At 66.7% G+C, this 13,575-nt stretch carries 12 protein-coding genes and 1 pseudogene; all 13 read left to right on the forward strand.

Features of this window, described 5'->3' with window-relative positions:
* The first annotated feature begins 82 nt into the window (after positions 1 to 82).
* The 13 genes and pseudogenes from AC0ZJQ_RS10290 (at position 83) to AC0ZJQ_RS10350 (ending at position 13,524) form a co-directional block, all read left to right on the forward strand.
* Positions 83 to 1,029: pseudogene (locus tag AC0ZJQ_RS10290) on the forward strand (NAD(P)/FAD-dependent oxidoreductase).
* The gene (locus AC0ZJQ_RS10295) at positions 1,026 to 1,241 is read left to right on the forward strand and encodes a TIGR02450 family Trp-rich protein (protein ID WP_476476599.1); all 216 of its coding nucleotides are present in this window, start codon (positions 1,026 to 1,028) and stop codon (positions 1,239 to 1,241) included. Before AC0ZJQ_RS10290 ends, AC0ZJQ_RS10295 begins: the two are co-directional and overlap by 4 nt.
* Before the next feature lie 137 nt (positions 1,242 to 1,378).
* Entirely contained in the window at positions 1,379 to 2,338 is a 960-nt protein-coding gene (locus AC0ZJQ_RS10300; protein ID WP_314018639.1) for a YbgA family protein, read from the forward strand.
* A gap of 2 nt (positions 2,339 to 2,340) precedes the next feature.
* Positions 2,341 to 3,279, forward strand: a complete 939-nt coding sequence (locus AC0ZJQ_RS10305; protein WP_165594461.1) for a MerR family transcriptional regulator — start codon at positions 2,341 to 2,343, stop codon at positions 3,277 to 3,279.
* Positions 3,276 to 4,706 carry a deoxyribodipyrimidine photo-lyase gene (phrB, locus tag AC0ZJQ_RS10310; protein WP_165594462.1) on the forward strand — a complete coding sequence of 477 codons (1,431 nt, stop codon included), beginning with the start codon at positions 3,276 to 3,278 and terminating at the stop codon, positions 4,704 to 4,706. Before AC0ZJQ_RS10305 ends, phrB begins: the two co-directional genes overlap by 4 nt.
* Positions 4,703 to 5,131: a nuclear transport factor 2 family protein gene (locus AC0ZJQ_RS10315; protein WP_165594463.1), complete on the forward strand. Its 429-nt coding sequence runs from the start codon at positions 4,703 to 4,705 to the stop codon at positions 5,129 to 5,131. The genes phrB and AC0ZJQ_RS10315 overlap by 4 nt, the downstream gene beginning before the upstream one ends.
* Positions 5,128 to 5,892 carry an SDR family NAD(P)-dependent oxidoreductase gene (locus AC0ZJQ_RS10320; protein WP_165594464.1) on the forward strand — a complete coding sequence of 255 codons (765 nt, stop codon included), beginning with the start codon at positions 5,128 to 5,130 and terminating at the stop codon, positions 5,890 to 5,892. The genes AC0ZJQ_RS10315 and AC0ZJQ_RS10320 overlap by 4 nt, the downstream gene beginning before the upstream one ends.
* A gap of 7 nt (positions 5,893 to 5,899) precedes the next feature.
* Complete coding sequence (locus AC0ZJQ_RS10325; protein WP_476476600.1) at positions 5,900 to 7,147, forward strand: NAD(P)/FAD-dependent oxidoreductase; 1,248 nt, start codon at positions 5,900 to 5,902, stop codon at positions 7,145 to 7,147.
* The gene (locus tag AC0ZJQ_RS10330) at positions 7,144 to 7,959 is read left to right on the forward strand and encodes a DUF1365 domain-containing protein (RefSeq protein ID WP_476476601.1); all 816 of its coding nucleotides are present in this window, start codon (positions 7,144 to 7,146) and stop codon (positions 7,957 to 7,959) included. Before AC0ZJQ_RS10325 ends, AC0ZJQ_RS10330 begins: the two co-directional genes overlap by 4 nt.
* Positions 7,946 to 9,223, forward strand: coding sequence for an SAM-dependent methyltransferase (locus tag AC0ZJQ_RS10335; protein WP_155551818.1), 1,278 nt, complete (start codon positions 7,946 to 7,948; stop codon positions 9,221 to 9,223). The genes AC0ZJQ_RS10330 and AC0ZJQ_RS10335 overlap by 14 nt, the downstream gene beginning before the upstream one ends.
* 461 nt (positions 9,224 to 9,684) lie before the next feature.
* A complete protein-coding gene (gene nirB, locus AC0ZJQ_RS10340) occupies positions 9,685 to 12,243 on the forward strand; it encodes a nitrite reductase large subunit NirB (protein WP_476476602.1) in 2,559 nt (852 codons plus the stop codon).
* Entirely contained in the window at positions 12,243 to 12,626 is a 384-nt protein-coding gene (gene nirD / locus AC0ZJQ_RS10345; protein WP_155551816.1) for a nitrite reductase small subunit NirD, read from the forward strand. The genes nirB and nirD overlap by 1 nt, the downstream gene beginning before the upstream one ends.
* Positions 12,627 to 12,711: 85 nt before the next feature.
* Entirely contained in the window at positions 12,712 to 13,524 is an 813-nt protein-coding gene (locus tag AC0ZJQ_RS10350) for a formate/nitrite transporter family protein (protein ID WP_476476603.1), read from the forward strand.
* The last annotated feature ends 51 nt before the right edge of the window (positions 13,525 to 13,575 follow it).

A 13,575-nucleotide genomic window follows, 5' to 3' on the forward strand; every position in this document is an offset into this window, starting at 1 on the left:
CAGCATACACCTGTACGCGATGAATTTATTGTATAAGGTTTTGCACTCACGTAGCCTGCCCATCTCCAACTGGAGGTGAACGATGACTCAGACGATCGCCATCATCGGTGCCGGCATGGCTGGCCTTTCGGCAGCCCATGCGCTGCAACAGGCCGGCCTGCCTGTACAGCTGTTCGACAAAAGCCGCGGCAGCGGCGGCCGCATCTCCAGCAAACGCAGCGAGATCGGTGCACTGGACCTCGGCGCGCCTGGATTCCTCGCGCAGGACCCTGCGTTTCTTACGGCGCTCGCTGATTGGGCCTCCGCCGGAAGCTGTGCGCCTGGACTGCCATCGACGGCCCGCAACCGTACTGGGTAGGCACGCCGCGCATGAGCGCGATCAGCCGCGCTTTGCTCGGCGACCTGCCGACCACCTTCTCCTGCCGGATCAGCGAAGTGTTTCGCGGCGAACGCCACTGGCAGCTGCTTGATACCGCCGGCGCCAGCCATGGGCCGTTCAGCCACGTCATCGTCGCGCTACCGGCACCGCAGGCCGGCGTGCTGCTGACCGCGGCGCCTGCGCTCGCCGCGCGCGCCGCCAGCGTCGTCATGGAGCCGGTGTGGGCGGTGGCGCTCGGCTTTGCCGAGGCACAGCCTGGTGCGCAACACAGCCTCCGGTTCGACGATGAAATCCTCCAACAGGCAACGCACGACAGTGCCAAGCCAGGCCGCGACAACCGGCTCGACAGCTGGGTGCTGCACGCGACCGCCGACTGGACGCGCCAGCACCTGGACCTGCCGAAAGAAGCCGTTATCGACCGCCTCGCCCACGCCTTCGCCGAGCGCTTGGGCCGGCGCTTGCCCCCAGCCCAATTCGCCCTCGCCCACCGCTGGCTGTACGCCTACCCAGCCCGGCGAACTGACTGGGGTGCACTGGGCGACCAGCAGCAAGGCCTGTTTGCCTGTGGCGACTGGTGCCTGGACGGCACGGTCGAAGGCGCCTGGCGCAGTGGTCAGCAAGCCGCGCAGCTGCTGCTGGCAAGCCTGTGAACCGTTTCAATCCGGCCAAGCTCAGGCTGTCCAAGTGGACGGCATGCGAGCCACGCAATCGTGAGAAGCATTTTCTCGTGATCGACCTGCTGCACGATGAAGCCGGCGTGCTGCAACAGGTCGAGCTGCAGGCGGTGTACAGCCTGCGCAGCGAATGGATCGACTGGCGTCAGCTGCGCGACAACCAGTGCTGGCGCATGGGCTGGCATTGAGCGTCGCCCGCCGAACCTCTTTAACCTGTACAAAATCTCGCAATTACTTGTACATTGTAGCTTGACTTGTATAACTCAATACCTATGATGACCTCAAGTTGTACAGAAGCCCTACTTGTACAAGATGAGGTCATCCCATGCACAGCTCCGTCGCCACGCCCAAGATCGGTATCAGCGCCTGCCTGCTCGGTAATCCGGTGCGCTTCAACGGCGGCCACAAGCAATCGTCGCTGTGCAGCGATGTGCTGGCGCGGCACGTCGAGTTCGTCCCGCTGTGCCCGGAGGTCGCCATCGGCCTGGGCACGCCGCGCGAGCCGATTCGCCTGGTCGGCGAGCCGGAAAACCCCCGCGCTCGCGGCACCGTGCGCCGCGAGCTGGACGTCACCGACGCATTGGCCGCCTACGGCCGGCAAATGGCGGCGCAGCTGGACGATATCAGCGGCTTCATCCTCATGCAGAAGTCGCCGTCCTGCGGCATGGAGCGGGTAAAGGTCTATCGCGACAACGGTCACACCGTCCCCGGCGGCGGCACCGGCATCTTCGCCCGCGCGCTGATGGAGGCGCGCCCCGACCTGCCGGTCGAGGAAGACGGCCGCCTGAACGACCCGGTGCTGCGCGAGAACTTCCTCACCCGCGTCTATGCCTATGCGCAATGGCAGCGTCTGGTGCAGGCCGGCCTGACGCGCAAGGCCATCGTCGATTTCCACTCACGCTACAAGTACCAGCTGATGGCCGCGCACCCGCAGCAATACCGCGAGCTGGGGCGGATGGTGGCGAGCCTGCGCGACTGCTCGGTGGACGAGTTCGCGCCAGGGTATTTCAGCCAGTTCATGCAGGCGCTGAAGCGCCCGGCCACGCGCGGCACCCACAGCAACGTGCTGCAGCACCTGAGCGGTTATCTGAAGAACGCGCTCGCGTCGGAGGATCGCCGCGAGATGCGCCGGCTGATCGACCAATACCGCGCCGGCATCGTCCCGCTGGTGGTGCCGCTGACACTGCTCAAGCACCACTTCCGCCGCCACCCGCACCACTACATCGAGCGCCAGGCCTACCTGCAGCCGCACCCGGAAGACCTCAGCCTGCGTAACGGAATCTGATCATGAGCGATGCGTTCGACAACATTCCGGCCGACCTCGAACCCGGCTGGCGGCCGATCCGCGACGTTGCCCGGCTGACCGGGGTGAACCCCGTGACGCTGCGCGCCTGGGAGCGCCGCTACGGGCTGATCGTGCCGCGACGCACCGCCAAGGGGCACCGGCTGTACGACGACGGCCATGTCCAACGCATTCGCGACATCCTCACCTGGCTCGACCGTGGCGTGGCCGTCAGCCAGATCAAACAGCTGCTGACCGCCGGCCGCGCGTCCGCTCCGGTCGAGCAGAACCTCTGGGTGACGCTGCAGGACGAGTTGCTGGCAGCCGTCGAGCGACTCAACGAACGGCAACTCGACGACGCCTTCAACCGCGCGCTGACGGTCTATCCGCCGCTCACGCTCTGCCAGCATCTGCTGCTGCCGCTGCAGGCGCGGCTGACCCAACGCTGGCACGGCCAGTTCGGTGCCGCACTAGAACGCGCGCTGTTCGATAGCTGGCTGCGCAGCAAACTGGCCACCCGCATCTATTTCGACAATCGCCAGTACGCCGGCGCCCCGCTGCTGCTGGCGACGCTCGGTGATGAACCGTTCGACGCCGGGCTGTGGCTGACCGCCTGGCTGGTGTCCAGCAGCGGCTGCCCGGTGGAGCTGGTCGAGTGGAAGGTGCCGTTGGCCGAACTCAGCCTCGCGCTGGAGCGCATCTCCCCGCGCGCCCTGCTGCTGCATGCCGGGCACAGCCTGGATGCCGATTGCCTGCAGCGCCAGTTGCCGCGCCTGCTCACGCAGCATGAGCTGCCACTGCTGCTCGCCGGTCCCGCCGTGCATATCCACGGCGATGCCCTGACCCAGCAGCCGGGCCTGCGTTTGGCTGGCGATCCACTGGCGGCACTGCAACAGCTGCAGGCAGGCGGGCTGCTGCCTGACGTCACGGAGAGCCACGCATGACTCAGTTGATCTGGCTACGTCGCGACCTGCGCGTAAGCGACAACACCGCCCTGAGCGCCGCCATGGCTGCCGGGCCGACGATCGCGCTGTTCCTGCTCACGCCCGGTCAGTGGCGCATCCACGACGATGCGCCGTGCAAGGTGGACTTCTGGCTGCGCAACCTTGCCGAGCTGGCCACGGAGTTGCGCCGCCTCAACGTGCCGCTGCTGATTCGCCACGCCGATGACTGGCAAACGGTCCCCGCGGCGCTGCGCCAGGTCTGCCACGAGCATGCCGTGCGCGCTGTGCATTTCAATGACGATTACGGTGTCGACGAGCAACGCCGGGACCACACGGTGAGCGAGGCGCTGCATCAGGACGGCATCATCACGCAGCGCTATCTCGACCGTCTGCTGTTCGCCCCGGGCACGCTACTGACCCAGAGCGGCGGCTACTTCAAGGTGTTCGGCCAGTTCCGCAAGAGCTGCCTGGCGCGCCTGCAACTGTCGCTGCCACCGTGCCTGCCGCCGCTCGCGCCGCAGGTGCCGCTGGCGATAACCAGCGATCCGCTACCCACCGCGGTACCGGGCTTCGCCGTGCCCGCCAGCACGCTGCAGGCACTCTGGCCGGCCGGGGAAGCCCACGCCTACCAGCGCCTGACGACCTTTGCCGACGAGGCGCTGGACGATTACCAGCAGCGCCGCGATCTGCCCGCCGAGCCCGGCACCAGCCAGCTGTCGCCGTACCTTGCCGCCGGCGTGATCTCGATCCGCCAGTGCCTGCATGCCGCGCTCGCCGGCAATCGTGGCGAACTCGACAGCGGCAGCAGCGGCGCCGTCACCTGGATCAACGAACTGCTCTGGCGCGAGTTCTATACACACATCCTGGTCGGCTATTCGCGCGTCTCGATGCATCGCGCCTTCCGCGCCGAAACCGAGGCACTGCCGTGGCGCCACGCCCCGGATGACCTCGCCGCCTGGCAGGAAGGCCGCACCGGCTTCCCCATTGTCGACGCGGCCATGCGCCAGCTGCGCGAAACCGGCTGGATGCACAACCGCCTGCGCATGATCACCGCGATGTTCCTCAGCAAGAACCTGCTGATCGACTGGCGCGAAGGCGAGCGCTGGTTCATGCGCCAGCTGATCGACGGCGACCTGGCGGCCAACAACGGCGGCTGGCAGTGGAGCGCCTCCACCGGCACCGACGCGGTGCCCTACTTCCGCCTGTTCAACCCGATTAGCCAGTCACAGCGCTTCGACCCGGACGGCCGCTTCCTGCGTCACTGGCTGCCGGAACTGCAAGGGCTCAGCCGCCGCGACATCCACAACCCGGCGACGCTCGGCGGGCTGTTCGCGCCGGGAGGCTACCCGAGCCCGATCGTCGATCTCGGCGAGAGTCGCGCGCGGGTACTGGCGGCGTTCCGCAATCTGCCGCAGGTGCAGCCATGAGTGATTTCCTGCACGACTTCGCCCGCCGCTTCGCCAGCCTCGATGCCGGCAACCTGCATCGTCTCGGCGAGCTGTATGCCGACGAGGTGCACTTCACCGATCCGCTGCACGAAGTCGTCGGGCTGGAGGCGCTGCAACGCTATTTCGCCGCGCTCTACGCCAATGTCACGCAGCTGGACTTCGAGTTCATCGGGTTCGACCCCGTGCGCGAAGGCGAAGGCTATCTGCGCTGGGTGATGAGCTACCGTCACCCACGGCTCAACTGTGGCCAGCTGATCAGCCTCGAAGGCTGCTCGCTGCTGCGCTGGAATGGCGAGGGCAAGGTCGAACGGCACCGCGACTTCTTCGATGCCGGCGCCCTGCTCTATCAGCATGTGCCACTGCTCGGCACGGCGATCCGTTGGCTGCAACGGAGGCTGGCGTGAACGCCGTTCGGCGTATCTGGCTGACCGGCGCCAGCAGCGGCATCGGCCACGGACTGGCGCGTCAGCTGCTCGCCGAAGGCCACCGGCTGGCACTGTCGGCGCGCAGTGCCGAGCCGCTGCATGCCCTTGCCCGGCAATACCCCGAGCAGGTGCTGGTGCTGCCGGGTGACCTGACCGACGCGGCGCAGGTGCGCGCCATCGCCACGGAGATCGACGCACGCTGGGGTGCGCTGGATACGCTGATCCTCAACGCCGGCACCTGCGAGTACATCGACGCCCGGCATTTCCAGGCCGAACTGCTCGAACGCGTGCTGCGCACCAATCTGATCGCGCCTGGCTACTGCATCGAGGCGGCGTTGCCGTTGCTGCGCCGTGGTGAGCGCCCGCTGCTGGTGGGCGTCGGCAGTTCGGTGACTTGGCTGCCGCTGCCGCGCGCCGGCGCCTATGGCGCATCCAAGGCCGGCCTGCGCTACCTGCTCGAATCGCTGCGCCTGGACCTGGCCGCCGAGCACATCGACGTCACGCTGGTCAGCCCGGGCTTCGTCGATACGCCGCTGACCCGCCGCAACGACTTCCCCATGCCGCTGCGCTGGCCGGTGGAGAAGGCCGCGCGCTACATCGCGCAGCGGCTGGAGCAGCGGCCGCTGCACATCCAGTTCCCCGCGCCGTTCATTGCCGGACTGCGCCTGCTGTCCCTCCTGCCCGCACGCCTGCAGTACGCCCTGGGCCAGCGCATGGCGCGCACGGACCACCACGGATAAGACCATCATGAAGATCGCCATCATCGGCAGCGGCATCGCTGGCCTGACCTGCGCCCACCTGCTCAACCGCCAGCACGACGTCAGCGTGTTCGAGGCCGCCAGCTGGATAGGCGGCCACACCCATACCGTCGACGTGCGCCTGGAAGGTCAGGACTACGCGGTGGACACCGGCTTCATCGTCTTCAACGACTGGACCTATCCCAACTTCATCAAGCTGCTGCGCCAGCTTGGCGTGGCGTATCGGCCAACCGAGATGAGCTTCTCGGTCTGCGACCCGCTCAACGATCTGGAGTACAACGGTCACGACCTCAACACCCTGTTCGCGCAGCGCAGCAACCTGTTCTCACCGCCGTTCTGGGGCATGATCCGCGACATTCTGCGCTTCAATCGAGAAGCGCTGGACGACTACCAGAACGGTCGTATCGGCCCGCACGTCACCCTCGGCAACTACCTGCGCCTGGGCCGCTACAGCCAGCGTTTCATCGACCATTACATCGTGCCGATGGGGGCAGCGATCTGGTCGATGTCGCTGGCCGACATGCTCGAGTTTCCGCGGGAGTTCTTCGTGCGCTTCTTCAAGAACCACGGCCTGCTCTCGGTGAGCGAGCGCCCGCAGTGGTACGTGGTCGAAGGAGGCTCGAGCGCGTACATCGAGCCGCTGACCCGCGCATTCAGCCAACGCATCCGGCTGAACTGCCCGGTGTTCGAGGTTGCGCGCGACCAGCACGGCGTCACCGTGCACAGCCCGGCTGGCGCCGAACGCTTCGACAAGGTGGTGTTCGCCTGCCACAGCGACCAGGCGCTGAAGCTGCTGGCCGAACCCACCGGCCCCGAATGGGAAATCCTCGGCGCCATCGGCTATGCCGACAACGAGGTGGTGCTGCACACCGATACCCGTCTGCTGCCGCGCCGGCGTCGCGCCTGGGCCAGCTGGAACTATCGTCTCGGTGGCCCGAGCGAACAGCTGGCCGCCGTCACCTACAACATGAACATCCTGCAGGGCATCGAGGCGCCGGAAACCTTCTGCGTCAGCCTCAACCAGAGCGAGGCGATCGACCCGGAACTGGTGCTGGCCCGCTTCACCTATGCCCATCCGCAGTACAGCCTGGCCGGCATCGCCGCTCAGGCCCGCGCCGAGGAGCTGCTCGGTGCCCGCCACAGCTACTTCTGCGGCGCTTACTGGGGCAACGGCTTCCACGAAGATGGCGTGGTCAGCGCATTGCGCGTGGCGGCCGCCTTCGGTGAATCGCTATGAGCGGCGCCATCGTCCACAGCGCGCTGTACCACGGCTGGGTGCAGCACCGGCGCTTTGCGCCGCGTGCGCATGCCTTCCACTACCGCATGGGACTGCTCTATCTGGACCTCGCCGAACAGGACGCGGTGCTCGGGCTGTCCGCCCTGAGCGGCCGCGGTCGCTTCGCCGCGTTCGCCTTCCGGGAAACCGACTACCTGCCGGAGTTCACCCGCCACGGGATGTCGCTGGCCGATGCGGTGCGTCAGCGCGTCAGCGAGGCGCTGGGGCGTACGATCAGCGGCCCGGTACGTCTGCTGACCCAGCCGCGCAGCTGGGGCCTGAGTTTCAATCCGGTGAGCTTCTTCTACTGCTTCGACGAACAGCAGCGGCTGGCGGCGATCCTCTGCGAAGTGAGCAACACGCCCTGGCGCGAGCGCTACCACTACGTGCTGCCGGCCAGCGGCAACGCCAACCTGCGCTGCAACGTGGCGAAGACCTTTCACGTGTCGCCGTTCCTGCCCGGCAACCTCGAGTACCGCATGCGCTTCAACCCGCCGGGCGAGGCCATCGGCGTGCACATGGAGGACTGGCAGGGCGAGCGCAAGCTGTTCGATGCCACCCTCGGCCTCAAGCACGAGCCACTCTCGCGCGCCGCCGTGCATCGCTACCTGCTGCGCTTCCCCTGGATGACCGGCAAGACCGTGCTCGCCATTTACTGGCAGGCACTGCGCCTGCTGCTCAAGCGCACCCCGATCTTCTCCCACCAACCCGCCGACGGCCGTTACGCCGTGGCCACCGTTACTGTTCCGGAGTCCCGCCATGAAAAGCTCTAGCATGACCGTCAAAGCCACCCCGGCGGCCGGCCTGGGTCTGGCCAGTGGACTGCTGCGTCGCAGCGTGCTGCGCCAGCTCGGCCAGCTGCGCCGTGGCCAGCTGTGCCTGCACGACGGTGACGAGTGCCTGCTGTTCGGCGACGGTGGCACCGGCGTCAGCGCTGAGATCCGCGTGCACGACGGCGCCGCCTGGGGCCTGATCGCCAGCAATGGCTCCATCGGCGCTGGCGAAGCCTATATCCACGGCTACTGGAGCAGCCCCGACCTGACTGCGGTGATTCGCCTGTTCGTCGCCAATCTCGATGTGCTCGACAGCCTCGAAGGCGGCCTGGCGCGGCTCGGTCGGCCGCTGCTCAAGGGCCTGCACTGGCTCAACCGTAACAGCCGCGCCGGCTCGCAACGCAACATTGCGGCGCACTACGACCTCGGCAACGCGCTGTTCGAGCGTTTTCTCGACCCGACCATGATGTATTCCGCCGCGCTGTTCGAGCGTGCCGACGACAGCCTGGAACAGGCCCAGCTGAACAAGCTGGCGCGCATCTGCGACAAGCTCGAACTCAAGCCGACCGATCACCTGCTGGAGATCGGCACCGGCTGGGGCAGCATGGCGCTGTACGCCGCCGTCAACCATGGCTGCCGGGTGACCACCACCACGCTGTCGCGCGAGCAGTTCGCCTACACCCAGGCGCGCATCGAGAAGGCGGGCCTGCAGGATCGCGTCACCCTTCTGCTCAAGGACTATCGCGATCTCGACGGCCAGTTCGACAAGCTGGTGTCCATCGAGATGATCGAGGCCGTCGGCCACAGCTTCCTGCCGACCTACTTCCGCCAGTGCGCGCGCCTGCTCAAGCCCGACGGGCTGATGCTGCTGCAGGCCATCACCATCCGCGACCAGCGCTACGAGCAAGCGCGGCGTAGCGTCGACTTCATCCAGCGCTACATCTTCCCCGGCGGCGCACTGCCGTCGGTGCAGCGGATGACCGAGCTGGTCGGCCGCGAAACCGACATGAACCTGCTGCACCTGGAGGACATCGGCTGGCACTACGCGCGCACCCTGCGCCTGTGGCACGAGAACTTCCGCCGCGCGCGCAACGAGCTGGAAGCGCTGGGCTACGACGAGCAGTTCTACCGGCTCTGGGAGTTCTATTTCTGCTACTGCGAGGGCGGCTTCCTCGAACGCAGCATCGGCACCGCGCAGCTGCTGCTGGCCAAGCCGCAGGCGCGTCCGGCAAGCCTGCAGCGGGACAGCGCAACACCGCGCTGAGCAACGCCCTGACGGCCGGCCCCGCACTTGCGCAGCGGGGTCGTCGCCATCGCCCCAAAGCGGGGAATACGCGCAGCGCGCCGCACCCTTCTGGTTCAACGCGCTGCCCGCGTGCACTCTCGCCGGTTACCCCTCCGCGCGAACGGCGAAGCGGCCCGGCACCCCGCAAAGCCGCACTCTCCGGCGCAGCGCCAGCGCCGGAGCACGGTTTCCAATGACTTGGCACGCTAGCTGCAATTACCCAGACAACACCTGCCGAACCAAGGCAGGACGTCCCAGACGGTCAGCGGCGACCGTCAAGCCAAGCGGCGCGGGACCGGGTGTAGCAGGCAACGAGGCCTGACCGACCACCCCACACACCACTAATTACCAGGCAAAGGCGCCTGGAGCTGATACCAGCTCCAGGCGCCTTTTTGCGTTTTGCCGGCCGCGTGCCGCAGCAGCTCGACTGAGGAAAGGCCATGAGTTCTACCGTCACTCCGCTCAAGCACCAAAAACTGGTCATCGTCGGCAACGGCATGGTCGGTCACCACTGCATCGAACAGCTGATCGAGCGCGGCGCCCTCACCCGCTACGAGCTGCATGTGTTCGGCGAGGAGCGCCAGCGCGCCTATGACCGCGTGCACCTGTCCGAATACTTCGGCGGCCGCGATGCCGAGTCGCTGGCCATGTGCGAGGCCGACTACTACAGCAGCCACGGCGTCTACACCCATCTGGGCGTTCAGGTGCTGGGCATCGACCGTGAGCGCAAGGAAGTCGTCACCGGCAGCGGTCGCCAACCCTACGACAAGCTGATCCTGGCCACCGGTTCCTACCCCTTCGTACCGCCGATCACCGGTGCCGAAGGCAGTGCGCGCCTGGTCTACCGCACCCTTGATGATCTCGACGCCATCCGCGCCGCGGCGACCAATGCCCGTCGCGGTGTGGTGGTCGGCGGCGGTCTGCTCGGCCTGGAAGCGGCCAACGCGCTGAAGTCGCTCGGACTGGAAGCCCATGTCGTCGAATTCGCCCCGCGCCTGATGCCGGTGCAACTGGACGACGAAGGCGGCGCGGCATTGAAGGCGCGCATCGAGGCCCTCGGCGTTGGCGTGCACTTGTCGCGCGCCACCCAGGAGATCGTCGCCGGCGAGGACTACGCCTGGCGGATGAACTTTACCGACGGTGAATTCCTCGAAACCGACCTGATCGTGTTCTCCGCCGGCATCCGCCCGCAGGACGCCCTCGGCCGGGTCGCGGAGCTGGAGATTGCCCCGCGCGGCGGCATCGTCATCGACAGCGAATGCCGCACCTCGGACCCGGCGATCTTCGCCATCGGCGAGTGCGCCAGCTGGAACGGCAATGTGTTCGGCCTGGTCGCCCCCGGCTACAGCATGGCGCGCAGCGTCGCCGCGCAGCTCGCCGAGCAGCCGCACGAGCCGTTCTATGGCGCCGACATGTCGACCAAGCTCAAGCTGCTTGGCGTCGACGTCGGCTCCATCGGCGATGCGCACGGCGCCACGCCGGGTGCACGCAGTTACCGCTTCATCGACGAGGCGACCGCCAGCTACCGCCGTTTGGTGGTATCCGCCGATGGCAAGACCGTGCTCGGCGCGGTGCTGGTCGGCGACAACAGCTACTACGACACCCTGCTGCAGTACGCGCAGAACGGCATCAAGCTGCCGGCCGACCCGTCCGGGCTGATCCTGCCGCAATCCGAGGGCGCTCCCGCGCTCGGCCCGGACGCGCTGCCGGCCAGCGCGACCATCTGTTCCTGCCACAACGTCAGCAAGGGCGCGGTCTGCTGCCAGGTCGATGCCGGCGTCACCGATCTCGGCGAATTGAAAGCCATCACCAAGGCCGCCACCGGCTGCGGCGGCTGCAGCGCCCTGCTCAAGCTGGTATTCGATGCCGAGCTGGCCGCGCGCGGCGTGGCGGTGGACAAGAGCCTGTGCGAACACTTCGCCTACACCCGTCAGGAGCTCTACGGCATCGTCCGCGTCGAGGGCATCAGGAGCTTCGCCGAGCTGCTGGCCAAGCACGGTCGTGGGCATGTCGGCTGCGACATCTGCAAGCCGACGGTGGGTTCGATCCTCGCCTCCTGCTGGAACCAGCCGATCACCGATCCGGCGCTGATTCCGCTGCAGGACACCAACGACACCTTCATGGCCAACATGCAGAAGAACGGCACGTACTCGGTGGTGCCGCGCATCCCGGGCGGCGAGATCACCCCCGAGGGGCTGATCGCCATCGGCCAGGTGGCGAAGAAATACGACCTCTACACCAAGATCACCGGCGGCCAGCGCATCGACCTGTTCGGCGCTCAGCTGCATGAACTGCCGGACATCTGGGGCGAGCTGATCGCCGCCGGCTTCGAGACCGGTCACGCCTACGGCAAGAGCCTGCGCACGGTGAAATCCTGCGTCGGCAGCACCTGGTGCCGCTACGGCGTGCAGGACAGCGTCGGCATGGCGCTGCGCCTGGAGGACCGCTACAAGGGCCTGCGTGCGCCGCACAAGATCAAGTTCGCCGTTTCCGGTTGTACCCGCGAATGCGCCGAGGCGCAGAGCAAGGACATCGGCGTGATCGCCACCGACAAGGGCTGGAACCTCTACGTCTGCGGCAACGGTGGCATGCGCCCGCGGCATGCCGAACTGTTCGCCACCGACCTCGACGACGCAGCGCTGATCCGCACCATCGACTGCGTGCTGATGTTCTACGTGCGCACCGCGGACAAGCTGCAGCGCACCTCGGTCTGGCGCGAGAGCCTGGAAGGCGGCCTCGACTACCTCAAGGCGGTAATTCTCGACGACAGCCTGAATCTCGCCGCCGAGCTGGAAAGGCAGATGCAGCATGTGGTCGACAGCTACGAATGCGAATGGGCCAACGCCATCGGCGACCCGGAAAAGCTCAAGCGCTTCCGCACCTTCGTCAACGATGCACGCCCTGACCCGGACATCCACTTCGTCAAGGAGCGCGGCCAGCGTCGGCCGGTGCGCGCCAGCGAACTTCACCTGATCCCACTTACCCAGGAGGTGCTCTGATGAGCCAGTCCAACGTCGTTCGTCTCGACTCCCGTTCCGCCGCCACGGCGCCCTGGCAGGCGCTGTGCCGCCGTGGCGATCTGGTCGCCAACTCCGGTGTGGTGGCCTGGCACGAAGGCGCCCAGGTCGCGCTGTTCCACCTGCCGGACAACGCCGAGGGCGAGCAGTTGTTCGCCGTCGACAACCGTGATCCGAAGTCGGGCGCCAACGTCATCGGCCGCGGCATCGTCGGCAGCCTCAAGGGTGAACTGGTGATCGCCGCGCCGCTGTACAAGCAGCACTTCCGCCTCAGGGACGGCAGCTGCCTGGAATACCCGGAACAGCGCCTGCGCGTCTGGCCGGTGCGCCTCAATGGCGATGCCGTGGAGATCGGCGTCGCCTGAAAACCCGGCGCTGCCGCGCGTAACGCGGCGGCGCCCCGAAAGCCAAGATTTGCAAGCCTCTGCCAACCATTCGAGAGCATCCGCCATGTCCTACATAATCCCTTCGGAGTTCACCACCAAGATGGTGGACGCCGGCGAATCGAAGATCTTCATGTCCACCCGCGACACGCTGATCCGCGCCTTCATGGCTGGCGCCATCCTCTCCCTCGCCGCGGTGTTCGCCGTAGCCGTTACCGTGCAGACCGGCTCACCACTGGTTGGCGCGATGTTGTTTCCGGTGGGTTTCATCATGCTTTACCTGATGGGCTTCGACCTGCTCACCGGGGTATTCATGCTCACCCCGCTGGCCCTGCTCGACCGCCGTCCTGGGGTGACCGTGAATGGCATTCTGCGCAATTGGGGCTGGGTGTTTCTCGGCAACTTCGCCGGTGCACTGGTGGTCGCCTTCATGATGGCCTTCGTCTTTACCATGGGCTTTTCCACCGACCCGGGGCCGATCGGCGAGAAGATCTCGCACATCGGTGAGGACCGCACCCTGGGCTACGCCGAGTTCGGCGCGGCCGGTTGGGCGACCATCTTCCTGCGCGGCATGCTGTGCAACTGGATGGTGTCGATGGGCGTGGTCGGCGCGATGATCTCCACCTCGGTCAGCGGCAAGGTGATCGCCATGTGGATGCCGATCATGCTGTTCTTTTTCATGGGCTTCGAGCATTCGGTGGTGAACATGTTTCTGTTCCCCTCGGCGATGATCATGGGCGGCGACTTCTCGGTGATGGACTACATGCTCTGGAACGAAATCCCCACCGCACTAGGCAACCTGGTCGGCGGCCTGGCCTTCACCGGCCTGACGCTCTACACCACCCACGTGCGCACCGCGCCCAAGCGCACCGTCTACTGACCCTGGAGTGAACGAAGGCCCCGGTCCGCAGTCCCGCCGGGGCTTTCGCGC

Source organism: Stutzerimonas sp. 21-1 (assembly GCF_056336065.1).

Bases quoted from the DNA above. Each gene is read 5' to 3' on its own strand.
- AC0ZJQ_RS10335 (WP_155551818.1), top strand. From the start codon at position 7,946: ATGAAAAGCTCTAGCATGACCGTCAAAGCCACCCCGGCGGCCGGCCTG.
- nirB (WP_476476602.1), top strand. From the start codon at position 9,685: ATGAGTTCTACCGTCACTCCGCTCAAGCACCAAAAACTGGTCATCGTC.
- nirD (WP_155551816.1), top strand. From the start codon at position 12,243: ATGAGCCAGTCCAACGTCGTTCGTCTCGACTCCCGTTCCGCCGCCACG.
- AC0ZJQ_RS10350 (WP_476476603.1), top strand. From the start codon at position 12,712: ATGTCCTACATAATCCCTTCGGAGTTCACCACCAAGATGGTGGACGCC.
- AC0ZJQ_RS10325 (WP_476476600.1), top strand. From the start codon at position 5,900: ATGAAGATCGCCATCATCGGCAGCGGCATCGCTGGCCTGACCTGCGCC.
- AC0ZJQ_RS10305 (WP_165594461.1), top strand. From the start codon at position 2,341: ATGAGCGATGCGTTCGACAACATTCCGGCCGACCTCGAACCCGGCTGG.
- AC0ZJQ_RS10330 (WP_476476601.1), top strand. From the start codon at position 7,144: ATGAGCGGCGCCATCGTCCACAGCGCGCTGTACCACGGCTGGGTGCAG.
- phrB (WP_165594462.1), top strand. From the start codon at position 3,276: ATGACTCAGTTGATCTGGCTACGTCGCGACCTGCGCGTAAGCGACAAC.
- AC0ZJQ_RS10315 (WP_165594463.1), top strand. From the start codon at position 4,703: ATGAGTGATTTCCTGCACGACTTCGCCCGCCGCTTCGCCAGCCTCGAT.
- AC0ZJQ_RS10300 (WP_314018639.1), top strand. From the start codon at position 1,379: ATGCACAGCTCCGTCGCCACGCCCAAGATCGGTATCAGCGCCTGCCTG.